The following is a 26,919-nucleotide window of genomic DNA, read 5'->3' as shown; positions in this document are numbered from 1 at the left end:
TCAATTGTTCTAGGCTCCTAGCCCTAAAAATTTGGGTGCGAAAACTGCAAATATTTCTGGGGAGCGGAGTAATTTGCTCCGGTAATAATCGATGACTGGAACTTACCATTCACCTGATGTACTGGCAGTCAAGCGTGAAGTTAGAGCTACAAAATTGGACCCTATTACGACTAAAAGTGCTCGTCACGTATTTGTGTTCTTAGAGATTTTTGCCTGCGAAGGTGGCATCCAATCCTACGTCAAAGATGTATTGAAATCTTACGTAACTTTGGTGGAACCAGTAGACCGAGAAATCGCTGTCCCTTACAAAGCAGATGTATTTCTACTGCGGGATGGGCCAGAATGCCACAATCCTTTAGAATCTAGTCCAATCAATTTTCACTATTTCAAAACTCGTCCCCCTGCTCTAGGACGCCTTAAATTAGCTGCTCAGTTGTTGGCTTCTCTACTGCGCGATCGCCCTGAGCGAGTTTTTTGCGGCCATATCAATCTCGCCCCCATGATCCAGGCGCTATGTCAACCGCTAGGGATTCCCTATACTGTCTTGACCTATGGCAAAGAATTTTGGGTCAAGTTGCCACAGCATGAGCAAAAGGCTCTACAGCAGGCAGCCAGTATTTGGACAATTAGCCGCTATAGCCGCGATCGTGCCTGTGAGGTCAATGGGCTAGACCCGCAGCTAGTCAAGTTGCTTCCCTGTATTGTTGATGGCGATGCCTTTACCCCTGGCCCTAAAAACCCAGCTTTAGTCGAAAAGTATGGTTTGGCTGGATCCAAAGTGCTGATGACTGTGGCCCGACTTTGGGCAGGGGACCGATATAAAGGGGTGGATGTAACGATTCAAGCTCTGCCTGCGATCGCTCAAGCCTTTCCGCAGGTGAAGTACCTAGTGATTGGTCGGGGTGATGACCAGCCTCGATTGGCCCAATTAGCTCAAGATTTAGGGGTGGCAGATCGAGTCGTGTTTGCGGGCTTTGTGCCAACTGAAGAGCTAGTTGAGCATTACCGCTTAGCTAATGCCTACGTTATGCCCTCCCAGGAAGGCTTTGGCATAGTCTACCTAGAGGCGATGGCTTGTGGCGTGCCTGTGGTGGCAGGAGATGCAGACGGTTCCGCCGATCCGCTACAAGATGGCAAACTCGGCTGGCAAGTGCCTCGGCGTGACTCAGAGGCAGTAGCTGCGGCCTGTATTGAGATTTTACGCAACACTGAGGATGCTGTGGGTAAACCAAGCGATCGCCGCTGTGACGGAGCTTGGTTGCGCCAAGAAGCTTTATCTTTGTTTGGCGCTGAGGCGCTGACTCAGCAATTAAAACAATTACTGAGTTCGACAATAGGGGAGTCAACAAAGCTATCCTAAAAAAAGCAAGAATTTGTTGCCTCTAGGAGCTTGCTGTGAATCAAGACAGCCTCAGAAGTTTTCAGTTAACCCTCGCTGGTGCAAGTCGCTGGCTTATGTTCCTAGCTTTGCTCTGGCTGCTAGGATTAGCGGGTTTGGGCTGGCTGGTTAAGTCATTTCTGCTTGTGGTTGGTTTTATTTGCTTAGCGCCAGTCATTGCATTTTTAGGCTTTCGCTGGTGGCTGAAGCGCAACTTAGTCCAGGCTCAATGCCCCGTTTGTGGCTCTGAGGTGGCGGGCATCAACCAGACCCAGATTGAGTGTGCTAGTTGTGGGGAAGCACTTAAGGTAGAGAAAGGCCATTTAAGCCGTCTGACGCCACCGGGAACCATTGATGTGCAAGCCATTGAAGTGCCAGCCCAACCGATTGACCGTTAGCAGGACATTTTTTCAACGCGATCGCCTAACTACCCATCTCAATCAAAAAAGTGGACAGTTCTGAAAGAAGAACCATCCACTTTTTTGTTTAAGTCACTAGCGGTTTAGGCTTTTGTTAGTTGGGAGCCTGAGAAATGGACAGTCGGTAAGCATGCTGTCCTTGGCCGCGATCGCCAACGTAAACAGAGTAGGTACCAGGAGACCAAAAACCTGAGATTTGAGCTGGCTTCTGGGAATAAGTATCTGCTAAAGAACAGAATCGTCCCCCTGGACCATCAATTAGCAAGGTGGGTTGACCTTCACTTTGCACTGCAAAACGCAGGTAAGGAACCGCCTGAGTCACTTGAATCACCTGACTGGGGGTATTACTGACATAGCCACAATCGCTACTTTTAGCTCCGCCCGATGTGCCTGTTAGTACTTGAGGGTCAGGCTGAAACCCTGGAGCAACAGGTAAAGGTTTACTCTGAGCTGAACCAGCAACTGTCAAAGCCACCACCAGGGCTGTAGGAACAGCAAGCCAATATTTGTACGTCTTCATCTTGCTCACCCCTCAAAAAGTGTGGAGTGCTCCTAATTCCAGTATCCGCAATTTCCGGCGAATTGCGGAACTGATATGTTCATGTTTCTAGATTGTCACAGAACTTTTTATTGCTGAGGCAGCTAAAGTCCTACGCAACCAATCACTAACTGACTAGGTCGAGTGGCGATATTGTTCTAATAGTTGTGGAATGTGGTCATAGCCATCGACCCCGATCACGGAAGCAATTTGACGGCGGTATTGTTCTAAAGCTGCTTGAAACCCTGCTTCCCCCATTTGCCCCTGCAAAATCATTAGTAGCCCTGCGGGTTGCCGCCACTCACTAGAGGCAATTTGCTCTAGAAGATACATGCCCAAACAGCCACTATAAACAGATTTTTCCAAGTTTTGCAGACGGTAGTAGGCTTCAGCTAAGTGAGCTAAGTTGCGAGCTTGTAAATAGACATCCCCAGAAAACTGCGCCGCTTGAATCCCACCTTCTAAATAAGCGATCGCTATTTGTGATTGATCTAAGACAATATGAGCGATCCCCAAGCTGCTGAGACAGAGGGCTTGGCTTTGGCGATCGCCTAACCGTTCAGATAATTTCAATCCTTGCTGTAAATAATCAATCGCACTTTCGTAGGTTTCAGGTTCAACTTGTTCTAGCTGCTGCGCTTGTAGCACTTCGCTGTAACCCAGGTTAGCTAAAGCATTGGCCTCACCCAAGCGATCCCCAGCCTGACGACTCAGAATCAAGGCCCGCTGACTGTAATTGATCGCTTCGGCATAATTTTTCTCCGATACGCAAGCCCGACTGAGGTGGTTGAAGTTGGCAATTTCACAGGGGCGATCGCCTGCTGTCCGCGCCAGCTCCAAAGCTTGTTGATGAAAATTTTGCGCCCGGTCATATTGGCCTTGCGCCCGGAAAGAATAGCCGAGTAAGGTCAGGATTCTGGCTTTTTCCTGAGTGCCTTCGGCTCGCCGTAATGGTTCATCCAGGTAATTCAGGGCATCTCGTAAATAGTTGCCAGCAAAGGAAGCAAAAATGCCACCGTAAAGCGGAAAGTACTCGCGTTGCGCAAAGGTTCGCAGGATTTGCAGTGTGCTCTGAAAGGCTGCATTGGCAAAGCGATCGCCTAAACCTACGCCCATTTGGGACCACAGGACGGCGAATGCCAGAAACGTCGAGATGGAGAGCTTGGACCCGACTTTGGAATCGTAGACCAACTTATCAAACCACGTCACCAAACCTTGCTGTAAACCGCGCAGAATCACCGTGAGTTCAACCCAATCTTCGAGGTCCACGGTTTGATGTCTACCCCACTCAGCCGCCGATTGTTCATGAGCGAGGGCCTGGAATAAAGATTGAGGCATGGGACTACCAACTTGTTTGGCCCACAGTGCCCAAGGACCACGCTGACCTGGCACACCTTCAAACCCTAACTGCCCTTGGTTTTGGTCGTAAATCCAGCCCACCAAATGGTCTTCTAAACGACGCCAAGCGGCGATTCCGCGCCCAATGCCTGTCGCTAGTTGCTCAATCTGCTGCTGAGAGTCAGTCTCGGTGACGGCAGCGGCTTGCTGCTGTAACGCTTTAGCAAGCTGTTGCCACTGCTGTATCGTCACGATTTGCCCCCGATTGGGATCGGTGACTTGAATCAAGGTTGTTAAGCGCTGCTCAGGCTCAGCCGCTACGACTTGACGCACTGCGGTCGTGAGCATTTCTGTCGCTTGGTTTTGCTCTTGCCAACGTTCCCACTCGCCTTGGATGGTTTGTAAGGCTCTCAGCGTACGGTTGACTTTAGCGAGTTTCAGCTCATCAGTTTGGATTTCGACTTGACGTTGAGCGGCAGTGAGGCGATCGCCCAAACAACGCTCAAAGATCTCCCCCGTCCCGGCACTCACCTCTTGCAATAGCATTTGATAAACCTGCTCTTTAGAGCGGATTTTGCCCTTGAGTGTGGTTTCGACAATGCGATCGATGAGTTCTAGATAGCGACTAGCTAGTGGAGTAGCACCACTCACAGGATCAGCCATAGAATTTAAACGCTTTTAGAGAATTTTCAGTTACCTTACCGAGAGTCTAGCTAAGCACAATCTTTTTTATTTTTTCTTATAAACTGAGCGTGCTTGGGCGACTTCTCTTCGCTACAATCGCAGACACAACAGTAGATTTACTGAGTCCGCTGCTGTTCCTCACCATTTTCGCGATCGCTGCCGAAATTCAGCATGGGAATTTAGCTGAACTTCTACGGCATGAGTTGGTTTTAGAACAAGGATTTGTCCTACTTTACCAGGGTAGCTTTTTTGGTAGGGCTGCTTGCGCAAGTCTAGTCACTAGTTGGTGGATCGTACTGATGAGCTATGACTTAACACCGCGATCGCCTTCATAACCTAATCTCAGCTTGACCCAGGCTCTACGCGGGTAGAGACCTCCTACCCAAGAATTACAAGAACCAATAGACTGCATAACTAGTGACGGGGAGTTTTTGAAGATGGCGAGCCCAACTGTGAGGAGAAGCACCAATCGCTCTCAATCAATGCTACCTAGTTGGCGCTTCAAACGGTTGCCCTTACTACCTCGACGCTGTGGAGCTTGGCTCATTGAGGTTTCTCTAGTTGTGGCTAGCGCTTGGGTGCCGTTCAGCTTAGGGGAATACGCCAAACTCCACTCTGCCAGTGAGCCAGTGCCACTCAATCCCTTTGTCGCTCAAGCTGAAGCGGCGATCGCCCGAACCCTAGCGATTCCGGTGGGTGATCGCGATCGCACAGTTCCTCCCCTGACAAATTTGCTGTGGTCTGGTGCTGTGGTGGCTCCATTTGTGGTGGCGGGGCTAAACCTATACTCACTCGCTAAGACTGGCAAAACCCAACCCAAGCGCTGGTTTGCCGTCAAGGTAGTGACGGCTACGGGAGCGCCTCCCGGTTTGGTGCGAGCGATAGTACGAGAAGGCATTGGGCGCTGGGGTTTGCCGCTGGGACTTGCTTACACGATCTGGCGCTACAGTGGGGCTTTTCCTGACCTCAGTATTTTGTTGGGGTTAGCTAGCTTTCTAGTATTAGGTGAAAACTTTAGTGCCCGCTTCAACGCGCGCCGACGGGCTTGGCACGATCGCTTGAGCGGTACCACTGCGATCGACGCAGCCCAACCCACTTCTATCTATAGCGACCATGTACAGGTATTGCGTCGTGACCATCAAGCTTGGTCAGAGCAGTCATCTCAGTGGAGCGAGGAAGATGCGGCGATCGCGGCCATTGTACTGACACCAGAAAAAGGCTGGCGGGGACAAGGGTTGTGGTACTGGATGCGTCAACATCCTGGCATGACCCTGCTGATCGTGTCGCTCTCTAGCATAGCGTTGGTACTTGGCACCTTTGTGGGCACCCAAGTCTATGTGCAAAGCCAAGCCAATCGTCGGGAGTTTAAGCAGCAGGATAATCAAGTCTTTCTAGCGTTGGTGAGTAAGCTGACCCCCACCTCTCCCGGTGCCCCAGATGAGCGGCAAGGAGCAATTTTGGCGCTGGGTACGGTGAACGACTCACGGGCAGTGCCGCTATTAGTGGATTTGTTGGGACAAGAAGACAAACCTGCCCTGATTGATGCGATTCAGCAAGCTTTGGTCAGTAGTGGTCCCAATGCTCTGCCTTACCTGCAACGACTGAATCAATCTTTGAAGACTGATTTGGAGTCGCTGCGCTACGGCAATAACGAGAAGGAGTACAAGTTATTGGCGTTGAGACGACGGGCGACTCAACGAGCGATCGCTAAATTGCTGACAATCTATAGCGGTCAAGTGCATGCTGCCGATTTGAACCGAGTAGACCTAGGCCGCGTCGCTGAAGGGGCAGCTCAATTTACACTCGTGTTGGATCAAATCGATTTATCAGGGGTCCAACTGAAAAGTGCCATTTTGGCGGGCGCGAGTTTGCAAGGCAGTCGATTCTATGGAGCGGGCGAAGATGAGCGCTGGGGAACCTTCGATGATTGGGTTACCGACTTAAGTGGGGCTGAACTCAAAGATGCCAACTTAACCGGAGCCTTGCTAGGGAATGCTTTGATGGAGCGCACGAATTTAATTCGGGCCATCCTTAACAAAGCGGATCTTTCAAAGGCTCGTCTGTCAAAATCGAACCTCAGTAGTGCCAAACTGGTTGCTGCTAATTTTCGCCAAGCCATCTTGAATCATGCCAGCCTTACAGGTGCGGATCTAGGAAACGCTGACTTCTCCGAAGCAAACTTGCAAGCTGCTCGATTGGGTCAAGCTAGTGCGACCGCCACAAAATTTCAGTTGGCTAACTTAGTGCGATCGGAGTGGCAAGGAGCCGATTTGACTGGGTCAGACTTTAGCCAAGCTAACCTCCAGTATGCGGATCTAAGCTCGACCCAACTGGCAGAGGCTAATTTCAAAAATGCGCAATTACAGAATGTCAGTTTCCGCAACGCAGATCTTAATCAGGTAAATTTACGCGGGGCCAACGTTACGGGAGCAGACTTCCAAGGGGCGATTTTTACACCTCCCTCCTCTAAGCCTTCTAGCCAGTTCATTCAATTAGCACCTAGTGTTTCACAGTCTGGTCTGTTTAAAGGTGTTAATTTTGTCGATGCTAAAAATTTGAATCCTACTCAGATTGCCTATATTTGCGCTCAAGGGGGTCGTCATCCTCAGTGCCAATAGGCTGTCTCTCTATTTTGTAAGTGGCGTGGGCGAAACCCGTATCCTACAAAACAAAATGCAAAACCTGTGCTAATCAGTCAATCAGCTAGATTATTGCGCTGCTTGGGTGAAAATAAGTAACAAGATGCCTGGTTTAAAACTAGGAATTTGCTTGAATAGACCTGAGGGTGAATCAGCCTAGATGAAGGGCTGACGGCTGAAGTTGAATTGAGCGAGACAAATCAATCAATGCTACTGGTAGTGAGGAGTTGGCAATGAAGAGTCTTAAGCGCCTGTCGCAAAGTAAAAGTTGGGCTGGGTTGGCTACGGCGATCGCTCTAGGGGGCGCTGTTGTAGCGGCAGGAGTTGAAGGTCTCGCCCCATCCGCAGCATCGGCACAGGCTGCCTATGGGAGTTATGTTGGCGTTGGTCCCTCGATTGGTCTCACCGATGGCTCCATTAACGAAGACAGCGAAAATGCTTTGGTCATTGCCGCGCGTTACAAGCTGCTAAAGTTGCCAATTTCTCTCAGAGCCCAAGCCTTGATTCTGAATGACAATACGGCGATCGTGCCCACTGTGTCCTACGACATCCCGCTGAGCTGGCAAGCGGATGCCTATATTGGGGCAGGATATTCTTTCTCAGAGGGCGACTCTACTTCGCCTCTAGGCAATCAAGATGCCTTTGCTATTCAACCAGGCATTGACTACGCTCTGCCCAACAGCAAACTCGTGGTGTTTGGCAACGCCATTATTGCCTTTGATGCCTACCGGGAGAGTGGTGGAACAGCGGTCTCTGTGCAAGGTGGAGTCGGATATCGATTTTAATTCCAGAGACTAGAAGCTAGGAGTCGGAAGCCAGGAGCCAGAATTTAGATGGTTCTTGGCTTCTTCATCAAGGTAGTCATGGTAGCCAAAGAGATCTAGAAATAATAAAGCTATTCTTCGGCGGTCGCCTTTTCTGGGGTAGTTTGATCAGGGTTTAGCATGCCACTCTGAATCACAAGTTGGGGCCAGACCAAGATAAAGAAACCCATCCAAGCCAGAATTGGCACTGCAACGAGGCAGGTGAACCAAATGGTGTGGGCGAGGAACCAACTGCCCGCAATAATGGTGATGCCCGTGAGCAAAATGGACCAAGGTTGGCACCACCAAGGTTTATAGGACCAAGGACTGATTTGAGAAGATTCAGACAAAATCTGACGCGATCGCTCCAGAACTCAACAGGGGTTATATAAAGAAACTGTGTTTTAGAAGGCACATCACTTTGAGTACAATGCTAAAACAAACATGACTAGAGTGTGGCTACTGCTCTAGTAATGGAAGGGGTACTGGATCATTCTGCAACTGCATCTTCTGGCGATCGCCATGCCTCACCGCAACTTTGATTCTTTCCGAACTCAGCATTTGTCTGACCTGGAGTGGCCTGCCAATCCTGAACTGCAAGGCCAAATTACAGAATTGCAGAACTCCTATAGCTCCCACTATAAGTTGCTGAATGTAAACGCTTGGGCGATCGCGAAAACAATGGACAAGTTCTATCCAGGTTTTTGGAATCGCTTCATGGCAAATCGGCAAGTGGCGTTGCAGCAATTTCTGGAGCAGAAGCGCCAGCAAGCAGCTCAGGATGCAGCTTCTACACCGCCCTCTGCCAGCTTGGAAATTCCAGAATAAATAGGTAAGGTGAGCATTGCCCACCCTACAAAACGATTCGAATAGCTTCTAAAAGCTGCCTCTAAGAGCGAGAAGCTGCCAAATTTAAGGGTTGATCCAGCTTGATTAAGATGAACTCGCTATCATCCAGTTTGCCTGGAATCCGACCCGAACTAAAGGGATAGTTGTTGTCGTTGATCACCAAGAGAGTATTGGCGTCAATCGGTAACACGTCTTCAATCGTCACGAACGGGAATGTAAACCGACCGTTCACAGTGCCATTACCACCCAGACCTTGAGGGTCAGAAATGTTGAGCAAATCTACGAGTAAATCCTTTTTGACAAAGCCAGCCTTGTCTTGCTGCCGCAAATCTACTTTGTAGAGACGCTTGAACTGGGCAGGATCAGTAAAGTTGGGATTGTTGGGATCACCTTGGCGGTTGTCCCGTTCAATCACAATAAACTCAGAGTCGTTAATGGCGGTAAAGTCGCCAATCGCATGACTGGGGTCTTCTAGCCGATAACCAAGAACTTTTCCGCTATAGCGCTTGCTGGCTAGGTCAAACTCATGAATCAAGAGGCGATCGCGCTGCGGATCACTCACCACAGGCTTCTCTAGCAAAGCGTAGAGTTTGGTGCCACTGGTATTTAGAGCCATGCCCTCAAACCCACCAGAGCGGGGTAAATTCGCCGCCGTCACCCGTTCTTGATCGGTAGGTAGGTTGGCGAAGGCAGGATTGTCAGGCGATTGAATGAAGGGGCGATCGCCCAGCTTGAGGAAGTTGGGTAGGGGAATGGGTGGTTCTAAAAGTTGACCATTGGCGCTGGTATGCAACAAATAAGGCCCAAACTCATCCCCAAACCAATAAGTTCCGTCACTCACTCGACGAAATGCCTCCAGATCAAAATCAGCGCCCGTTAATAGGCGGCGCGATTTGATCGTTGCTGCAACTGGAATTCCTTGCGGTTGGCTGGGGGAGATGCTGCTCGAATAAATCTTTTGCTCCGCCACAATAGGGAAGCCAGTTTGGTTGCGGCGATCGCTGAGCGAGATAAAGCTTTGACGACTAAACTGGCTTAACCGCCCACCAGTTTTTAGGTTGACCGGAAAGACACGCCCAGAAGCAAAGTCGGGTTCAACGGCATAAAAGCGCAGGGGGTAATCTGGAGAATTAGCCTTGGCCCCATAACCGTTGTCTGACAGAACCAAAAAGGTGCCTGGTTTCGGTCCGGGCAGCACCGCAGAAAAACCTTGGACAGGTAGTTTCTCCACAAACGGCACCGAAACTTCATTCGTCGCGCTAATTAGCTGCCCAGAAGTGGGGCCAGGCGCAAAGGTATTGGCTGGCAGAACGGCGCGTCCTACCAACTCTACGGCGATCGCAGGCACATATAGACCTAAAGCATAGAAGGTGCTGACGACCGAAAAAATTGCCGTCAGTCCTGCAACGGAGACTCGTAACTTGGAATGGTGGGTTGAACTTACAGCCTTGTTTACGTTCATCGTCAGCAGTTGAGGTGTGGATAGCGCAACCATTAGCACTCAAAACTTACTGATGATGGGTTAAGGGAACCCTTGCCCAGCCGTTAAGATGTCCTTAAAAAAATCTGATTTCATGAAATCTTGCTGGGAAAACTGCTACTCGCTGTCTTTAGCAACTACTTGAGGCAAGCCCATACTGTAGTTAAGGACACGGCTCTCTAGGTTGTAGCTGATTTCTCCCTTCTTCACGAGCGATCGCACAAAGTGCTCCAAGTCTGAACCAATGCGACGCAGGTTATAGTCGGTTAAGTCTTCCCCTTCATTCGCAGCAACCAGCTCATCAAACTTGCGATATACCTGTTGCAAGGCAGCGTCATTCCATACAAACTCGTTGTCTGGGTCAACATCCAAGGTCAAAACGCCATCAGCAGGATTCAGTTCAGTGCCTTTCACTTCCGCAGTAAAGATGTGGATGTGGCGGGTTGTAGACTTGAGTAGCATAGGAAATGTTACGGTCTATTGAGTGTATTGACTCATTCTAAACTACGACCATGAAACTCCTGTTTATTCGTCATGCTCAGTCTGTGGGAAACATAGAACGGCGGATGCAGGGGCATGGTGAGTTTGAGCTTTCGGCCAATGGCAAAATCCAAGCGGGGAAGCTGGCTCAGCGCTTACTAGAGGAATCTTGGTGGCCTTCCGCAGTCTATAGCAGTCCCTTAAAGCGGGCGGTACAAACCACCGAAATTTTGGTAAATCACTTTGTTACGGCTCCTTTGCCTGCTGCCGTCAGTGACCTGATTGATAGTGAAGACACTTCCGCGGTGAGCATAGCCACAGGGTCTCAAAAACCCTATGCCTTTCAAGTGTCTTACGCTGATGAGCTGACAGAGTTTCAGAATGGCATTTTTCAAGGCTTAACTTGGATGGAAGCGAAGGCGCGATACCCAGAGTTTTGCCGCACCTTAGAAACCTCGCCCGACTGGATTCAAATTCCCGAAGCCGAATCGCTACAAGAAGCTCGCGATCGCGCCCACCAATTTATCCAAAAGTTACTGGCCCAACATCAGGACTCTGACCAAATTTGGATTGTGACTCACAGCTGGATTTTGCAGCATTTGATTGCGGAGTTGATGGGTTGCGATCGCTCTTGGCGCTTACATGCCCGCAATACGGCTTTGTTTGAATTTTGGCTCGATCGATCGCGTTGGCACCTGCAAGACCAGAACCGTTTTAATACCGATCTCTGGCAAGTGCGCCGCTTTAATGATTGCCGCCATTTGGCCTCTTGAAAGCTCGACAATGAGGCGCTAAAGTCTCTGTCAAGACAGATTTCTACCTGGGGTTTTTGAACAGTTTCAATCCACCTCAAGGTACAGTATTGTGAGCAGGGAACCTGGATGACTGCGGCTAAAGTTCAGGATTTTTATTTCGACCGCTGAGCGCACAATGGTAGATTCAATTGAAAATATTACCAAGCAAGCCCGCCAAGGCAGCGTGGCAGCGATTATTCAAGTTTTGAATGACAAGCTGGCGGATTCTGGTGTTAGGACCAGAGCCATTTTTGAGGATGGCGTGCTACAGCTTTTGTGCGAAGCAGCGGATGTCGATCAACTAGAGCAATCTACTTTAGTTGAGCGGGTGCGTCAGATTCTGGAGTCGATTTCCCCCCGCAATATCCGCCGCGTCAAAATTAACAGCCGCATTGTGCGAGAGCAACAACTGTTGTGGCTCGAAGAAATTAATCGCGATCCAGAAAATCAATTGCTTTGGTCGCAGGAAATTACTCTAACTCGGCCTAACCTGTTCAAGCAGTTCATGGAGGATTTGCAGAGCCAGCAAGCAGAACAAGCGGCTGGTATGCCAAAAACTCCTTCTCCTCGCCAAGTCCGGGAGCAACGCCAATTTAAGCGAGGCGTGGTGGGTGGTACTTTAGCGAGTTTACTCCTGCTGTTGCTGGGTTGGGGTGCCTACAGTTGGTTTGGCCCAAAATTCCAGAGTAATAGCCAAGCGAATACAACGCCATCTCCAGACTCGGCCCAATCTCCTGAGCCTAACGCTACTAGTACTAACTCTGCTGCGATCGCCCCTAGCCCCTCTACTGCTCCTAACCCTTCGCCAGTTGTTCCAGCAAGTCCTAGTCCTAGTCCTGAAGCTGCGATCGCTCCCACTTCTGCCGATCCTTTCGCAGATGCAGTCAGACTCGCCGAACAAACCGCCAGTGATGGAAAAGCAGCTCAATCCTCAGCCGATTGGCTAGCTTTAGCCGCAAAATGGCAACAAGCCTCAGACCTAATGGGCCAAGTAACTACCCAAGACAAGCGCTACAGCATCGCCCAAGATCGTACTGCTGTCTACCAACGCTTTAGCGAAGCTGCCCTTCAAGAAGCCAAAAAGAAACAAGGTCAATCTGCTATCAGAACTGGAAACCAGTAGGTTTAGAACTTATCCTGCATAGCTAAGTTGATTAAATCCTGAAGACTAGGAAAAGCAGCAGACAGTTCCGCAATCTATCTGCCTACGTTGCCATACTATGTGGAAGGCGGATAGCTTTAGCCTACATGCTTGTATTGTCATGATGCGTAAAGCTGATAACCTGCGAATCGTTGGCTTCTTTATGAATTAGAGACAAGCCTCTGAAGTATAGTGATGCTCAAAATTGGTAGTGATGACGTAATGAGAGCCTTACACTCAAGGCTGCCAGTGGTGTAGATCATTACATCTTGAACACTACCAGGAATATTTAAGTAGGTTCTTAAGATAGCTCTGAAGTAGAGAAATCTATCTTCTAACCACTCTCATTGTTGTGATGAATTATTCAAAAATGCTAAATAGCCTTAAAAAACGTAAAGTAATCTTTGTCGGTGGAGTACATGGGGTTGGCAAAACAACCTTCTGCAAAGCTCTAAAGGCACAGCTTGACGTTCAGCATTTTTCAGCAAGCGATCTCATTGCCAGAGAAAAAAAAGAACAATATTTCCAGGATAAAAGAGTTCAGAATATTGATGAAAATCAAGATGTGCTTGTGACAGCCTTAAATAAGTATTTAAAAGATGAGACTTGGTATCTTCTGGATGGACATTTTTGCCTTCTAAGTAAGGATGGAGAAATCACTAAAATCCCAGATTCAACCTATGAAGGAATTAATCCCTGCGCGATTATTCTCTTATTTGATAGACCTGAGAATATCTATGATCGTCTAAGTGAAAGAGATAATATTACTTATGATTTAGCTTTGCTACACTCTTTTCAGGAGCAGGAGATAGACTATGCCAAGTACATATCTAATAAATTAGGAATTCCTTACCGAATGTGCGACTCTGCACAGACCAAAAGTGAAACATATTGCTTTGTTGAGAATTTAATAATGTGAGGAGCATCTTGATGAGAATTTTACTAGATACGAATATTCTAATTCATAGAGAAGCCAACCGCGTTTTGAGAGGTGAAATAGGGATCCTATTTAATTGGCTCGATAAATTGCATTATGAAAAGTGTGTTCACCCACTTTCTTTAGAAGAGATAAGAAGGCACAAAGACCCTGATGTAGTTAAAACTATTGAGGCAAAAATACAAAACTATAATTTACTAAAAACTGAAGCACCTGAAGTAGAGAAAATTATTAAACTAAGGCAGAAATACGACAAGAATAGGAATGATTTGATTAATACATCTTTAATTAAAGAGGTTTATTCTGACAGAGTTAATTTTTTAATTACTGAAGACAGAAAGATTCATTTAAAGGCAAATGAATTAGGAATAGCTTCACGAGTATTTAAAATAGATTCGTTTCTAGAAAAAGTTACAGCAGAAAACCCACAGCTTGCAGACTATAAGACTCTTGCTGTGAAAAAAGAGTATTTTGGAAATCTTAATATACAAGACCAGTTCTTTAAATCTTTCAAAGAAGATTATCCAGGATTTGTGAATTGGTTTAATCAAAAATCAGATGAGATCGCTTATATTTGCCTTTCGGAAATAAAGGAAATTTTAGCATTTTTATATCTTAAAGTTGAAGATGAGAATGAGAACTACAGAGATATTCAGCCTATTTTTGACTCAAAGCGAAGACTTAAAATTGGCACATTTAAGGTAGTCCTAAATGGATTTAAGCTAGGAGAGAGATTTCTCAAGATAGTTTTTGATAATGCGCTTGCATACAACGTTGATGAAATATACGTAACTGTCTTTGATAAAACGCCTGAGCAACAGCGTTTAATACTCTTACTGGAAGATTGGGGCTTTGTGCGTCATGGTTTTAAGAAAAGCGCCTCAGCAGAAGAAATCGTTTTAGTGAGAGATTTCTCTGCCAAGGTCAACTTAGAAAATCCACGCGCGACCCACCCTTACTTCTCAGTTCAACAGAACAAGTTTATAGTCCCCATTTACCCTAAATATCATACTGAGCTTTTTCCCGATTCTATACTACGCACAGAGTCTCCTATCGATTTTGTTGAGAATAAACCCAATAGGAATGCGATACAAAAAGTATATATTTCTCGGTCAATCGAAAAAAACTTATCTCCTGGAGACATAATAGTTTTCTATCGTACAAAATCTGGTGGTTCAGCGCATTATACCTCTGTAGCGACCACCATCGGAGTTGTTGAAAAAGTTATAACAGACATACCCAATCTAGAAACGTTTGTTTCTCTGTGTAGAAAAAGAAGCGTTTTTACGGATAAAGAGTTGGCTGAACATTGGAATTACAATCCAGAAAATAGACCTTTTATAGTCAATTTTCTGTATGTTCATTCTTTTCAAAAGCGTCCCAATCTTAAATCTTTGAGAGAAAATGGTATTATTTTAGAAGCTCCACGCGGATTTGAAAGATTAAGCGATGAATCGTTTCAAAGACTCTTGCAAGAGGCGAACTCAGACATGCGTCTTGTTGTCAATCAAGCCTGAATTTGTTGAAAAAATATTTCAAGGAGATAAGAAGTATGAGTTTCGAAAAATACTGTTTAAATCTGCTTATGTAACTAAAATAATTATTTATGCTTCAAGTCCTGTCAAAAAAGTTGTTGGAGAATTTGAGATAGATGATGTTTTATCCCTAAGCATAGATCAGCTATGGTCTGAGACAAGACAATACGCAGGAATCAACAAGGAATTTTACGATAACTATTTCTTCGGAAAATCTATTGGCTACGCAATTAGAATAAAAAACGTAAAAAAATATTCAAAACCTTTAGAACTAAATTCATATAATATTCGACGGGCACCTCAATCATTTGTGTACTTGAGTGAATCTTAATTTTTTGGTAAATGTATTGCGCCAGTCTCTAAAAAATTCTCCTAACTCTGAATTTACAATTTTTTCGTACAAAAATTTAGAATAAAAGCTCATTTTTACTTAATAAACTGAGTGCAATTGCCGCTCTTTCTCTTAGCTAAAAGCCAAATTCAAAATTGGTGAAATGTTATTCACTACGGGCGTAAGTCAAATCGTCGTCTAATTCCTCAGAGTCATAATGCCGCACAACTCCACGCTGAGCGAGTAATTGCCCAAATTCAAATTTATCTAGTTGAGCCAATTCCCGCGCTTTGCCGAAAGATAAAACATTTTGGGTATAGAGGGCGATTGCCAATTCTTGCAGCAATTCCTGTTCAATACGCTGCTCTGGTAAACGGATCGCTTGCAGAATGGAATCAGAAATTGAGAGTTGCAGTCCCATCTACTCAAAGGTTGCTTGAAGTTCATCTACCACCATATTAGATGGGTAGATGGTACGCTCATCAACTTCAGGCTAAGCTAAGATGCACTGGCGCTGAAGGGCTTGGTTTAGCAGGACGCGATACTCTTTTTGCTTGATGATGTAAGCTCCGAACCGCTCTAGGTGGGGGTTCATCATCTGGGCATCAAAGAAGACAAATTGACGCGATCGCAAGCGTTCTACCAACTTCACCAGTGCCACCTTTGAGCCATCGGGGATGTGGAAAAACATCGACTCGCCAATGAACGCACCACCGATGACGATGCCTAAAATTCCACCTGCTAAGCGATCGCCCTGCCAAGTCTCAAAGCTGTGTGCCCAACCTGCGGCGTGGAGGGCTTGGTAAATTTCTTTGAGCTGTGGGGAAATCCAAGTGGTTTCGCGATCGGCACAGCCTTCTACCACTGCGGTAAAGTCTCGGTTCACCGCAACAGTAAAGCGCTCTTGATTCAGGACTCGTTGCAGCGATCGCGGATACCGAAACCGTTCATCTAGAGGAATCAGCGTGCGTTGACGGCTAGAATACCAATCCAACGCGCCCGACTCATCCGCCATCAAGAAATAGCCCTGAGCGTATCCCTGAACAATAGTGGGAACATCAAAGGGTAAGGATTTCGACGCCATCCTCAGTTACAGCTATGGTGTGCTCAAATTGGGCGGATAGCTTGCGGTCTTTGGTCACTGCCGTCCAATTGTCATCCAATACTTCGACTTCCCAGGTGCCTTCGTTGATCATGGGTTCAATCGTGAACACCATGCCTGCCCGTAGCTTTTTACCTGTACCTCGCTTGCCGTAGTGAGGGATGAAAGGCTCAGTATGAAAGACGCGGTGGACTCCATGCCCTGTGAAATCTTGAACCACCGAAAAACCTTCTGCTTCGGCATACTCCTGAATCGCGGCCCCAATGTCTCCGACTCGCGCATCTGGTTTAACTTCAGCAATGCCTCTTCTTAAAGATTCCTCGGTCACTTCCACCAACTTTTTCGCTAGAGGTGACGGTTGACCCACAAAGTAGGTTCTAGAAGTATCTCCATAAAAACCATCCACGATCGGCGTGACATCAATGTTGATAATGTCGCCTTCCTTCAAAATTTGCTTAGCATTGGGGATACCGTGACAAACCACATGGTTAACGCTGGTACAGATCGACTTAGGAAAGCCATGATAACCCAGGGGAGCACTCTTAGCTCCGTGTGCTTGGGTCCAACGTTCTGCTTCGTCATTAATTTCTAAAGTACTAATGCCTGGTCGTACCAGCGGTTCTAAATGGCTCAGCAACTCAGATGCAAAGCGTCCAGCCTGACGCATTTTGTCTATTTCGCGATGCGAAAGCAGTACCAGCGGTTCTTTCCCCATTATCTTGAATCCCCCTTGTGTCTTGGCCGTACTATTTCACCAGATTAATTTTGCTAGTTGGGTTAAACATAACCCCGCAAATCTAGTTTGGTGAAGCCGATCTGAATGGTTGTTGCAGTTTGTTCAGAGGCTCTAATCCGGCGTTGGGGTAGCGGTATAGTGGTTAGAGAAACCCTCTGTTTCCAAGAAGCATCCTAGTTAAGCTGAGCTAGCTTTCCTCTAGGCTGCCTTCAAACAGTTGTCAATTTGCTAGGTCAATGGCCGAACCAATTCCCCCCATCACCCTGCCTCCTGCCGAAAACCCCCAGCAGGAAGGAGAATGGCTAAAAAGCGTTTTATGTCAGTGGCTAGACCACGAATTTATTCCTGAAGCCATTAACCAGCAGATCGCTGAGAGAGCCACTCAAGTTTTTGTTCGCCAACGGATGGAAGGCGAAAATGACTTAGGAGCACTCGTGATTGCCATCGTCACCGAAATGCAAGCCTTTGATTTTTCTAAAAGCTTTTTCAGCGAGTTTGCTGTAGCCAATGCAGTCAGCGACCTGCTCTTAGATAGCTTGGGAATCGATCGCTGCTGTGGTCAGTGATCGGAGTAGTCACTGCGTGGATTTTGGATTTCGGATTTTGGATCGCAAATGATTGACTAATCCAAAACCTAAAATCCAAAATCTGTTTACCAGCTAGACTTAACGACTCCGGGCAGTAGACCTTGGTGGGCCATTTCCCGGAATACGTGACGAGACAAGCCAAAGTCACTGTAGTAGCCTCTAGGACGACCGGTCACCCAGCAGCGATTCCGCAAGCGAGTGGGGGCGCTGTTACGAGGCAACTGTTGGATTTGACGGTGAATTTCAAGCTTTGCTTGTTGGGAAGTTGCTTGGGCAAATTGTTCCTGTAGCTCTTCCCGTTTTTGAGCGTACTTGTCAACCAACTTCTGGCGACGCTTTTCCCGCTCAATCATGCTTTTCTTAGCCATGAATTGCCTGGTTTCTCTCAAATAAAGACAGCATTTTCTATTCTATCTGATTCGACAGACCCTGATCTACCCCCATGTCGATTAATCAGATTTGTGGGGCTGTGAGTAAGGGCGGTTGCAAAGCTGCTATATCCACCTTGTTTGGATCAGCGGAGGAGCAGAGGTCGGCTAGAAGGCAGCGATCGCAAGCAGGGTTACGAGCATTGCAAACCGCCCGCCCATGATAAATGATCCGAATCGACCAATTTTCCCAATCTGGTTGTGGCAGCAGCTTAATCAAGTCCCGCTCAATATGAATGGGGTCGGTGTGCTTGGTGAGTCCTAAGCGTTGAGTCAGCCGCTTAACATGAGTATCGACCGTCACCCCAGCATGAATTCCGTAGGCATGGGCTAATACCACATTCGCTGTTTTACGAGCCACGCCTGGGAGTTTCAGCAAATCTTCCATCAACTTGGGCACTTGACCATTAAATTCAGTCTGAATCAAATAGCAAGCTGCCCGAATATTTTTGGCTTTGTTGCGGTAGAACCCGGTCGATCGCACTAAAGTTTCCAAGTCTAGTGGGTCAGCAGCAGCAAGGGCCGCAGCATCTGGAAAGCGGCGAAACAATTCTGGAGTGACTTGGTTGACTCGTTCATCGGTGCATTGGGCCGAAAGAATTGTCGCCACTAAGAGTTGGACAGGAGTTTCATAATTGAGGGTGCAAGGGGCTTCTGGATAGAGTCGCTTCAAACGAATCAAGATTTCCAAAGCCCGTTGCTTTTTGGCAGACAGTTTTCGCGTAATGCTCATGGCATAGCAGAAGGAGCAGTAGATTCAGCCTGCTGATCTAAGGTTGAAACAACTTTTGTACAGGTTCTAGATTGACCGTATCGCGAATAATCAAGAAAATGCCCAAGCCTAACAAGAGCATTAAACCCGTTTGCATCACGCCATCTTGAATTTTGGTCGGTAGAGGTTTGCCCCGTAGCCCTTCGATTGCGAGAAAGGCCAACTGCCCACCATCTAAAGCAGGTAGAGGCAAGATGTTGATAATGGCCAGGTTAACGCTGATCAGCGCCGCAAACTGGAATAAGCTAGCAGCATCGGAACGAGCAATATTAGCTCCCAGAGCTACGATCGCCACTGGGCCAGAAACCTGCTCAGCCGTTTCACCAAAGTTACTGATTAACTGACCAAAGCCTTGGACTGTCAGAACCACGATGCGCTGAAATTCGTTGGCACCTGTGCTGAAGGCTTCCAAGATATTGCTAGCTCGACGGCGCTTTACCTCGGCGTTTTGAGCCAGTTGCACCCCAATACGGCCTTTGCCTTCTGGGCCTAAATCAGGCTTGACGCTGAGAGACAACGTTTCATCACCGCGTTGCACGGTAAGCGGCAGCGCTTCATTTGGGTGAGTTTGAATCTCTTCCATCAAGATCTGGATTGCTTGTTTGGAAGCACCTAATTCCCGATTGTTAACACTCAGGACGATGTCTCCAGATTTGATGCCCGCTTTCGTTGCGGCTGAGCTAACTTCGGCGGCAACCTTGGGCACGATGACACCAGGCTGATAGTTAAACTCTGGAGTCCCAACTGCGGCGACCTGCCCGACGAGCAGGAAGTAGGCAAAAATTAAATTAGCAATCACGCCAGCGCTAATGACGATCGCTCGATCGAGCACGGGGCGATTTCGCAGTAGATTCGGATCTTCGGGGGGAATTTCGCTCTCTGGATCATCATCAGGAAAGCCAACGAACCCCCCTAATGGGAAAGCGCGAATCGCATATTCAGTTTCTGGCCCTTGATATTTCCACAGAACGGGGCCAAACCCTAGGGAAAAGCGATTCACGTGGATGCCTTGAGCCCGCGCTGCGGTGAAGTGACCCAGCTCATGGACCACAATCAAGAGTGCTAAGACTGCGATCGCCGCCAAAACTGACATAGATTTAAGACCCGAAAAACGTCTGTTAGATATCTTTACTATTCTAAGATGCCTGAATCGTTGACGCCGACTCCATCTTAGAGAACCTCTCGCCGGAGGTAGGGTTGTAACACTTCGGGTAGACGGACTGTACCGTCTGGTTGCTGATAATTTTCCAGAACCGCGGCCATCGTCCGACCGACTGCTAAGCCAGAACCATTCAAGGTGTGAACCAGTTGGGTGCCCTTTTGCCCAGCTTCCTTAAAGCGAATATTGCCGCGTCGGGCTTGGAAGTCCAAGAAGTTAGAACAGCTAGAGATTTCGCGATACTTACCCGAAGCTGGCAACCAAACTTCCAGGTCGTAGCACTTGGCTGCGCCAAAGCCTAAGTCCCCAGTGCAAAGCTCAATCACTCGATAAGGCAATTTCAGAGCTTGCAAGATTGCCTCGGCATTTTGCACCAAAGCTTGATGCTCCTGCTCTGAGGTGCTGGGATGCACCAGTTTGACCAATTCCACTTTATTAAATTGGTGCAGCCGAATTAAACCGCGTGTGTCCCGCCCGTAGCTGCCTGCTTCCCGCCGAAAACATGGGGTATAGGCGCAGTGATGGATGGGTAGTTGCTCCGCCGCTAGAATTTCATCGCGGTAGAGGTTGGTCACGGGAACCTCGGCTGTGGGAGCTAGCCAAAGATCATCTGACTCACACTTAAAACTCTCTTCAGCAAACTTGGGCAGCTGGCCTGTGGCGGTCAGCGATTCACTATTGATTAAGAACGGCGGAATCACCTCCAGATAACCTGCCCCAGTTTGGCGATCGAGCATGAACTGAATCAAAGCTCGCTCCAATGCTGCTCCTGCACCGATAAGAGTCACAAATCGACTTTGCGCTACTTTAGTCGATCGCTCGGTGTTGAGAATGCCGAGTTTTTCGCCGATTTCCCAGTGGGGCAAAATACTGGAGTTTTGCGGCTTGTATTCATCGCCCCAACGCCGCACCTCAACGTTTTCTTCCTCACTCTGGCCCACAGGGGTAGAATCGCTGGGCAAGTTGGGCAAGGTCAGGAGCAACGATTCAATCTGAGCTTTCAGTTCTTTTTCCTGTGGCTCTAAATTGCTGAGCTTGACCTTGATTTGGTTGCCTTCTTCCCGCAACTCTTGAATTTCTGGGCCTTTAGGGTCACTGCCCGATTTAATCTTTTGGCCGACGAGTTTCCCAATCTCGTTACCACGGGCTTGAAGTTGCGATCGCTCCTTCTCAATTTCCCGCTGTTGTTGATCCAATTGCAGAATCGGCTGAATGTCAAAATTGCCCGATCGGCGGTTCAGGCGTTCTTGGACTGCTTGTGGATTTTCCCGGATCTGCTTCAGATCAAGCACAAATCTTCCTCAAAATCTTGATTAATACTTCGGCAATAGATCAAGATATACCGTTTATTGGGATTCTCTTTAAGTTTTGTAGGGCTAACCTAACCCCCAGACCCTTTCCTACCAGGGAAGGGAGCCTAGATTCAAAGCCCCTCTCTGCTTCGGAGAGGGGTTTGGGGTTAGGTCTTAAGGCACGTCAAACGGAATCAACGCTTCTTCTGGGACATAGCTGTGGTAGCGGCCCCCATCTGAGAGCACTAGTACCACCCTTAGCGACCAGTCTGGTTTGGCGGGTAAGTCTGCCCAGGGCACTGCTAACTCTAAGCACTTGTCAATCCTGACCTGGGCGCGGCTGGGACGGGGATGCCATTGGTAATGCTCTCCCGCTTGCTGAAACCAAATGGATTCGGTTGCTAAGTTGATGCTGAGATGGTCGTGAAATAGATAATTCAAGGGCGCTTCGTCGGGCAGGTCCGCGATCGGCGCTGGGCTGTTGTGCATGGTTTGGTTGGTATAGAACCACAATAAATTCAGTTCTGGCGATCGCCCAATCCCAGCCTGCATCCCTGCTTGAAAGTCTAGACGTAGGTAAAAGTTTAAGTGATCAACTCCGTACCAAAGGCGTTGCATGGGACTACTGCGGTGCATGGTGCCTCTGGCTCCCCCCACTTCAATGCGACCTGCTTTATCCCAATCCTGCTCATCCCCACGTCCATCAATCACTGGGTGGATAAACCCTTGAGGACGGTGGTCTCCCTTCGCTTCATGAACCTCAATGGGACGGTACAAGTGGGACGGTACTGGCTCGTTCAGGGCTTGATAGATAGCGCACAAGTGTTCGCGGAAGAGTTGGTCAAAAATGGCATCTTGGTTGGAAGAGTGCCCTTCACCAAACCACCAAAACCAATCGGAGCCTTCAGCGGCGTAAAGCGCTTCCCAAGCGGCAGGATTGCTTTCTTCAGTGGCTTCGGGGTGGTTGGCTAGTACTTGGCGGGCTTCAGTAAGCAGATCCCAGGCCCGATTTTTCGCCGGATCGCCAATCCAAGTTGTGAAGCTACCGTCTACCCAAGAACCGCTGTGGAGTTGAGCCGCTGGTATGGTCTCTGTCGGTGGGAATTTCTCGACAAACTCAGAAACCGTGACCAACTTAATATCTTGATCGTTACTCAAGGTTTGATAGAAGGCCTCTAAGAACGGTTTGCCATCTTGTTGATAAAACTCCCAACAGTTTTCGCCGTCTAACGCAATCGTGACAAGCCAAGGCTGTTCCAGAGCGGTGCTGCCACTGGATTGGCGTTTCTTCAGCGATCGCGCGATCGCCTCCAAGTGCCCCACCAGATCAGCGGCGGCCCGCTTCGGCTCCATGGCGCTGTAAGTAAACCCAATCAAGTCAGACAAACGGTGATCTCTGAATACGATCGCCAAGTCACCATTTGGAGTTTCTAGGCGATACGGTCGGTACAAGAGTTCTGGCTCATGGACATTACCCAGACCGTCGCGATGGAAGAAATGCTTCAGCGTCCAGCCCAACACCGCTTCATCGGAGCACAACCAGTTAAATCCTTGTTTCGCCACATGCGGCAAGATTTCTGGACTCACCGACTGCTCAGAAGGCCATAACCCACGCGGTGCTTGACCAAAGCGATCGAGATACATATCCCAAGATTTCTGCAAATGGCGCGGAATGTCCTCTGCCCACTGAAACCGCTGTTCTGGCAATTTCATATTGGGAATCGCCACTCGCCCAGCGTTGGTATCAGCCAGCAGCGGCAGAATCGGGTGGGTGTAGGGCGAAGTCGTCACTTCTAGCTGCCCTGCCTCCTGCATGGCCCGGTGCTGCGGAATAATGCGGCTGAGAATTTCGCGCTGCTTGGAGTAAATGCGCTGGCGATCGCCAATCGTAAAGTTGCGGCCCTGCTTTAGCCACTGCTCAATCTCGGGGTCATCCCAGAACAGGGGATCTATCCAGGCTAAGTTGTGCCAAGCTAGCAGGTCGCTATAGTCCTGCAAGTTCCAGTTTTCTAAGCACCATGCCTCCCCTCGGTCCTGCCGCTGACCGTATAGCTCAGCATAGCGAGGATGTGGATCGATCAAGGTATGGTGATTCGCATCAAAGAAATGCCCCACAATAAATTCTTTTTGCTCTCGCGTCAGTTGCTCTGTGGGCAACAAAGCAACTGAAAGATAAGGGTCGAATGCTTGTCCCGCTACGTAGTCTTCAATTTGCAGGATCAAAGACGGCACCAAATTGACCGTTTGATGCAGCTTGGGGTAACGCTCTAGTAACAGCACCAGATCCAAATAATCTTTTGTACCGTGCAATCGCACCCAAGGCAGACGGTACTGACCCGCCACGCGCGATTTGTACAACGGCTGGTGCTGATGCCAGATAAAAGCGACGTAGAGAGGATAAGTCATAGGAATTGCGAAGGAGCTCTTACCATAAAAAATAAACAGGAAAGATGGACTTACCTTCCCTGTTTAATCACTTTATGCACAGTGTAAAAAAACGGTTAATGTCAGTAACGTTTCCTTACATGACCTGTTCAACGTCAGCAATTTCTGGAATAAATTCCCGCAAGCGCCGCTCAATGCCCATGCGAAGCGTCATGGTAGAACTGGGGCAGGAGCCACAAGCGCCCTGGAGCCGTAGTTTGACTACTGGTCCATCAATATCTACAAGTTCGACGTTGCCGCCATCTGAGATCAAGTAGGGACGCAGTTCATCCAGTACCTTTTCTACGTTTTCTGAGGTTAACGCTAGAGTTTCAGCCATAGTTTCCCTTTCGCAGTCTGTCAATTGCAGCGATATTGATCCTAGGTTTATCCTAACGCTACAAAGGTAAAGACCGCACAGGAGCTTCTGGCTCCAGCAGAGAATGTTTAGTTATTGCGGTAATCGCTCTACCAAGAGGTCTACCGACTCATTTAATGAAGTAGTAGTGCTCATAATCGGCTCTTGAAATAGAGGCACGTCAAAAGTGACTGTTGAGCCTAATCCTTCACCCAAACTGTAGAAGTTGACTACGCCACCCATTGCCTCGACCAAGCGTTGCGAGATGGCAAGCCCTAAACCTGTACCGCCATATTGACGAGTTCGGGAACCATCTACCTGGCTAAAGGATTGGAACAATTTATCTTGTTTGTCGAGAGAAACGCCAATGCCTGTGTCGGCCACTCGGACTTTCACCATTCCAGGCCGCTCATTGTTTTGTACAGTAACTTTCTTCTTTACCACTTCAGCGCTGATGGTGATTCCGCCTTCATGGGTGAATTTAATGGCATTTCCCACTAAATTCAGCATCACTTGCAGCAAGCGCTGATAGTTACCCTCCAAAATAATTTGGTCGTAAGTAGGGGGTAAATTGATTTCAAAATTCAAGTTTTTCTGTTGGGCTTGAATTTGTCTTTGGGAGAAGTTTTCCACTGCGGACAAGAGTTCGTTGAGGTTGACGGGGCTTAACTCTAGCTGCATTTTGCCAGCCTCGATTCTGGCAATGTCAAGGATGTCATTGATCAGCTGCATGAGGTGAATAGCACAGTCATAAGCTTCTTCGATAAACTCGTGCTGCTCTTCTGGGCTATCGACCATGTCATCCATCACCAGCTTGAGGAAGCCGATCATGCCATTCAACGGAGTACGGAGTTCGTGGGATGTATTGGCTAAGAACTCACTTTTAAGACGCGATGCTTCTTCAGCTTGCTGGCTAGCTTCCTCTAGCTCGCGATGTTTCTGGACTAAATCTTCGTTGACTTTTTGGAGTTGGTTGGCTAAGGTCTGACTCGCGGTAAATAGAGTGGCGTGGGCGATCGCGGTTCCCACTTGGTCGGCCAACTCTCGCACTAGGTCAATTTCAGCTTCGCTCCACATCCGAGGGCGATCGCACTGGTACAAGCAAATCAAGCCGTTGGGTTGATCTTGGTAGCAGGTAGCAACCATCAAAATTGATTGCTTCGGCCCCTCCAGAACTTGCGCCGTGGAACCGTTACTTGAGTGATTTCCTTCCTGACCGCTGTAAGCGCCATTGAAAATATGCATCGTATTGGCGCTTTGCTCGAGCAAAATCGGCTCCAGTAGAGTCAGCGCCTGTCTGACATGGACTTCCTCAGCAATTTTTAGGGTCTGCCCTTGCATGGAGGGAGCCTGATCCTGACAAAATTCTGCCACCACCTTGACAGCAGAATTGCCACTTTCGTAGGGACAGATGATGCAGCGGCTGACGCCTAAAGCTTTACCCAAACCATTAACGGTTTGCTGCCAAATCGTCTCTAAGTCAAGGGTACGCCGGATGTTCCAGGCAATTTGGGTGAGTAGTTTTTGATAGCGATCTGAATTAGGGGCTTCATGGCGGGGGAAATCTGCTTCAACGGCAACTCCTTGATCCCGACCAGAGGTGGATAGTCGTCTACCCATGACCAAGGCTGTTGTAGCGATGCCGCTGGGAGTGAGGATAGGACTAACAATCAAGTCGAAGAGTAGGTATTGATCGCCGAAGCGAAAAGGATAGGTAAAGCGATCGGGAGTTAAATAGTCTAAGACTCGTCGCACCCGCCCCAGATAAGGATTGAGCGCTGCTGGGCCAAACCCTTCTCCGAGGCCATGACCTACCAGTTGATCCGGTGTGAGCCCAAAGTGTTCAGCTTCCTGCCAATAAAACGAAAGGTATTCCCCTGTAACTGTTTGGGTAAATACCAACTCAGACCCTAATCCCTGCAAGTATTCAGGGTTATCAGTAGCAGGTACTAATTCTGTCAGTTCCGTTAATGAAAATTTAGAGTCGGCGGAAGAGGTCATTAGTATAGGATGCGAAACTGCGAAGGGTGCGAATAGAGAAGCACTACGTTAGGCTTAATTTCTTTCAGCTTAGTGAGGCTTCGCGATCGCCTAGAAGGACAGAGTAGATGCAACCAAGCAAATGTCTAGAACCCAAGAAACCGTTCGCTATCTTTAGGAAAACTGCTATGAGTCGTAGAACTTGGCTGGCCCTGACTGGCCTAGGCACTGATATACAAGCAGTTATCCCAGTTCGGCAGTTTAATTAACCTTCAAGGTTTGAGGTGAGCTGCTAGATCAATCATTCCACTCGCCTCTGGGGGGCACCGGAGGATTTCTAGGCAGGGTTCGAGATAGTTCGTAGTCTGAGGAAGATTCTCCCCTTAACCACTGCCGTACTGCTGTCTCAATCACCTTACTAGGATCGCTGGTGAGATGTTGAATTTGATCAAGCAATTCTGGGTCTAAATGAATTGCAATCTCAACCTTATCCGATGGTCGTGGGGAAGGGCTAGCCTGCTCACTCATAAGTAATGACAGAGATCTTCAGTGGATCAAATCGAAGAGACTGGGAAGGCGGCAACGGTTTTTAAGTAGTTTCGCCCTCAAGTAACACCCAAAACGTTTTTTGAAGGATCAAAAATACATCTGAGTCATAAAAAAATCTAGACACAGGAATTAAGTTCCTACGTGCATTGTACATGCTGCCCTCTAATCCCGCGGCATATCTGCATT

The 26,919-nt window shown here is 48.0% G+C and carries 28 protein-coding genes; 12 read left to right on the top strand and 16 right to left on the bottom strand.

Annotated features, from left to right (window positions below):
• Positions 1 to 91: 91 nt before the first annotated feature.
• Together H6F90_RS13950 and H6F90_RS13945 are read left to right on the top strand one after the other, a co-directional pair.
• On the top strand, positions 92 to 1,360 hold the full coding sequence (locus tag H6F90_RS13950; RefSeq protein WP_190553038.1) for a glycosyltransferase family 4 protein: 1,269 nt from the start codon (positions 92 to 94) through the stop codon (positions 1,358 to 1,360).
• A gap of 35 nt (positions 1,361 to 1,395) precedes the next feature.
• Positions 1,396 to 1,776 carry a hypothetical protein gene (locus H6F90_RS13945; RefSeq protein ID WP_313930082.1) on the top strand — a complete coding sequence of 127 codons (381 nt, stop codon included), beginning with the start codon at positions 1,396 to 1,398 and terminating at the stop codon, positions 1,774 to 1,776.
• Between the two features lie 115 nt (positions 1,777 to 1,891).
• Here H6F90_RS13945 and H6F90_RS13940 read toward each other — a convergent pair whose 3' ends face one another.
• Positions 1,892 to 2,317 carry a hypothetical protein gene (locus H6F90_RS13940; protein WP_190432891.1) on the bottom strand — a complete coding sequence of 142 codons (426 nt, stop codon included), beginning with the start codon at positions 2,315 to 2,317 and terminating at the stop codon, positions 1,892 to 1,894.
• A gap of 153 nt (positions 2,318 to 2,470) precedes the next feature.
• Positions 2,471 to 4,336 (bottom strand): lipopolysaccharide assembly protein LapB, encoded by a 1,866-nt coding sequence (locus H6F90_RS13935; RefSeq protein WP_190553037.1) that lies wholly within the window; start codon positions 4,334 to 4,336, stop codon positions 2,471 to 2,473.
• 89 nt (positions 4,337 to 4,425) lie between these two features.
• Here H6F90_RS13935 and H6F90_RS13930 point away from each other — a divergent pair, with 89 nt between their 5' ends.
• The 3 genes from H6F90_RS13930 (at position 4,426) to H6F90_RS13920 (ending at position 7,781) form a co-directional block, all read left to right on the top strand.
• Complete coding sequence (locus H6F90_RS13930) at positions 4,426 to 4,692, top strand: hypothetical protein (RefSeq protein WP_190553036.1); 267 nt, start codon at positions 4,426 to 4,428, stop codon at positions 4,690 to 4,692.
• A gap of 102 nt (positions 4,693 to 4,794) precedes the next feature.
• Positions 4,795 to 6,975 (top strand): pentapeptide repeat-containing protein, encoded by a 2,181-nt coding sequence (locus H6F90_RS13925; RefSeq protein WP_190553035.1) that lies wholly within the window; start codon positions 4,795 to 4,797, stop codon positions 6,973 to 6,975.
• 254 nt (positions 6,976 to 7,229) lie between these two features.
• Positions 7,230 to 7,781, top strand: coding sequence for a hypothetical protein (locus H6F90_RS13920; RefSeq protein ID WP_242024469.1), 552 nt, complete (start codon positions 7,230 to 7,232; stop codon positions 7,779 to 7,781).
• 110 nt (positions 7,782 to 7,891) lie between these two features.
• On the opposite strand, the gene H6F90_RS13915 is transcribed toward H6F90_RS13920, so the two are convergent.
• Positions 7,892 to 8,149, bottom strand: a complete 258-nt coding sequence (locus H6F90_RS13915; protein ID WP_190553034.1) for a DUF6737 family protein — start codon at positions 8,147 to 8,149, stop codon at positions 7,892 to 7,894.
• A gap of 172 nt (positions 8,150 to 8,321) precedes the next feature.
• Here H6F90_RS13915 and H6F90_RS13910 point away from each other — a divergent pair, with 172 nt between their 5' ends.
• Positions 8,322 to 8,627, top strand: coding sequence for a hypothetical protein (locus H6F90_RS13910; RefSeq protein ID WP_190553033.1), 306 nt, complete (start codon positions 8,322 to 8,324; stop codon positions 8,625 to 8,627).
• A gap of 61 nt (positions 8,628 to 8,688) precedes the next feature.
• Here H6F90_RS13910 and H6F90_RS13905 read toward each other — a convergent pair whose 3' ends face one another.
• Both H6F90_RS13905 and H6F90_RS13900 read right to left on the bottom strand, forming a co-directional pair.
• A complete protein-coding gene (locus H6F90_RS13905; protein ID WP_190553032.1) occupies positions 8,689 to 10,110 on the bottom strand; it encodes an esterase-like activity of phytase family protein in 1,422 nt (473 codons plus the stop codon).
• 135 nt (positions 10,111 to 10,245) lie between these two features.
• Positions 10,246 to 10,590, bottom strand: a complete 345-nt coding sequence (locus H6F90_RS13900; RefSeq protein ID WP_190553031.1) for an NAD(P)H-quinone oxidoreductase subunit M — start codon at positions 10,588 to 10,590, stop codon at positions 10,246 to 10,248.
• A 50-nt stretch (positions 10,591 to 10,640) separates the two neighbouring features.
• Between H6F90_RS13900 and H6F90_RS13895 the strand changes: the two genes are divergently transcribed.
• From H6F90_RS13895 to H6F90_RS13875, 5 genes are all read left to right on the top strand, one after another.
• Positions 10,641 to 11,381, top strand: coding sequence for a histidine phosphatase family protein (locus H6F90_RS13895; RefSeq protein WP_190553030.1), 741 nt, complete (start codon positions 10,641 to 10,643; stop codon positions 11,379 to 11,381).
• 157 nt (positions 11,382 to 11,538) lie between these two features.
• A complete protein-coding gene (locus H6F90_RS13890; RefSeq protein WP_190553029.1) occupies positions 11,539 to 12,525 on the top strand; it encodes a hypothetical protein in 987 nt (328 codons plus the stop codon).
• A gap of 373 nt (positions 12,526 to 12,898) precedes the next feature.
• Positions 12,899 to 13,462 (top strand): ATP-binding protein, encoded by a 564-nt coding sequence (locus H6F90_RS13885; RefSeq protein ID WP_190553028.1) that lies wholly within the window; start codon positions 12,899 to 12,901, stop codon positions 13,460 to 13,462.
• 11 nt (positions 13,463 to 13,473) lie between these two features.
• Positions 13,474 to 14,997 carry a PIN domain-containing protein gene (locus H6F90_RS13880; RefSeq protein WP_190553027.1) on the top strand — a complete coding sequence of 508 codons (1,524 nt, stop codon included), beginning with the start codon at positions 13,474 to 13,476 and terminating at the stop codon, positions 14,995 to 14,997.
• Complete coding sequence (locus H6F90_RS13875) at positions 14,981 to 15,346, top strand: hypothetical protein (protein WP_199295912.1); 366 nt, start codon at positions 14,981 to 14,983, stop codon at positions 15,344 to 15,346. Before H6F90_RS13880 ends, H6F90_RS13875 begins: the two co-directional genes overlap by 17 nt.
• Positions 15,347 to 15,512: 166 nt before the next feature.
• On the opposite strand, the gene H6F90_RS13870 is transcribed toward H6F90_RS13875, so the two are convergent.
• The 3 genes from H6F90_RS13870 to map form a co-directional block, all read right to left on the bottom strand.
• Positions 15,513 to 15,767 (bottom strand): UPF0175 family protein, encoded by a 255-nt coding sequence (locus tag H6F90_RS13870; protein ID WP_190553025.1) that lies wholly within the window; start codon positions 15,765 to 15,767, stop codon positions 15,513 to 15,515.
• A 72-nt stretch (positions 15,768 to 15,839) separates the two neighbouring features.
• The gene (gene aat, locus H6F90_RS13865; protein ID WP_190553024.1) at positions 15,840 to 16,430 is read right to left on the bottom strand and encodes a leucyl/phenylalanyl-tRNA--protein transferase; all 591 of its coding nucleotides are present in this window, start codon (positions 16,428 to 16,430) and stop codon (positions 15,840 to 15,842) included.
• Positions 16,405 to 17,163, bottom strand: a complete 759-nt coding sequence (gene map, locus H6F90_RS13860; protein WP_190432906.1) for a type I methionyl aminopeptidase — start codon at positions 17,161 to 17,163, stop codon at positions 16,405 to 16,407. Before map ends, aat begins: the two co-directional genes overlap by 26 nt.
• Positions 17,164 to 17,420: 257 nt before the next feature.
• On the opposite strand from map, the gene H6F90_RS13855 reads away from it, so the two are divergent.
• Positions 17,421 to 17,750 (top strand): hypothetical protein, encoded by a 330-nt coding sequence (locus tag H6F90_RS13855; RefSeq protein WP_190432908.1) that lies wholly within the window; start codon positions 17,421 to 17,423, stop codon positions 17,748 to 17,750.
• Positions 17,751 to 17,836: 86 nt separating this feature from the next.
• Here H6F90_RS13855 and rpsN read toward each other — a convergent pair whose 3' ends face one another.
• From rpsN to H6F90_RS13815, 8 genes are all read right to left on the bottom strand, one after another.
• Positions 17,837 to 18,139 carry a 30S ribosomal protein S14 gene (rpsN, locus tag H6F90_RS13850; protein WP_190432916.1) on the bottom strand — a complete coding sequence of 101 codons (303 nt, stop codon included), beginning with the start codon at positions 18,137 to 18,139 and terminating at the stop codon, positions 17,837 to 17,839.
• An 85-nt stretch (positions 18,140 to 18,224) separates the two neighbouring features.
• Complete coding sequence (gene nth, locus H6F90_RS13845) at positions 18,225 to 18,932, bottom strand: endonuclease III (RefSeq protein WP_190553023.1); 708 nt, start codon at positions 18,930 to 18,932, stop codon at positions 18,225 to 18,227.
• Positions 18,933 to 18,969: 37 nt separating this feature from the next.
• Positions 18,970 to 20,064, bottom strand: a complete 1,095-nt coding sequence (gene rseP / locus H6F90_RS13840) for an RIP metalloprotease RseP (protein WP_190432919.1) — start codon at positions 20,062 to 20,064, stop codon at positions 18,970 to 18,972.
• A 77-nt stretch (positions 20,065 to 20,141) separates the two neighbouring features.
• The gene (gene serS / locus H6F90_RS13835; RefSeq protein ID WP_190553022.1) at positions 20,142 to 21,422 is read right to left on the bottom strand and encodes a serine--tRNA ligase; all 1,281 of its coding nucleotides are present in this window, start codon (positions 21,420 to 21,422) and stop codon (positions 20,142 to 20,144) included.
• Positions 21,423 to 21,596: 174 nt separating this feature from the next.
• On the bottom strand, positions 21,597 to 23,828 hold the full coding sequence (locus H6F90_RS13830; RefSeq protein ID WP_190553021.1) for a glycoside hydrolase: 2,232 nt from the start codon (positions 23,826 to 23,828) through the stop codon (positions 21,597 to 21,599).
• Between the two features lie 115 nt (positions 23,829 to 23,943).
• On the bottom strand, positions 23,944 to 24,186 hold the full coding sequence (locus tag H6F90_RS13825; RefSeq protein WP_190432922.1) for a NifU family protein: 243 nt from the start codon (positions 24,184 to 24,186) through the stop codon (positions 23,944 to 23,946).
• Between the two features lie 111 nt (positions 24,187 to 24,297).
• Positions 24,298 to 26,205 (bottom strand): ATP-binding protein, encoded by a 1,908-nt coding sequence (locus H6F90_RS13820; protein ID WP_190553020.1) that lies wholly within the window; start codon positions 26,203 to 26,205, stop codon positions 24,298 to 24,300.
• Between the two features lie 276 nt (positions 26,206 to 26,481).
• The gene (locus H6F90_RS13815; RefSeq protein ID WP_190432924.1) at positions 26,482 to 26,712 is read right to left on the bottom strand and encodes a hypothetical protein; all 231 of its coding nucleotides are present in this window, start codon (positions 26,710 to 26,712) and stop codon (positions 26,482 to 26,484) included.
• Between the last annotated feature and the right edge of the window lie 207 nt (positions 26,713 to 26,919).

The organism is Trichocoleus sp. FACHB-591 (assembly GCF_014695845.1).
Lineage (GTDB): Bacteria > Cyanobacteriota > Cyanobacteriia > FACHB-46 > FACHB-46 > Trichocoleus.
Note: the sequence above shows the minus strand (reverse complement) of the source record. Positions and strands in the feature narration are given on the sequence as shown.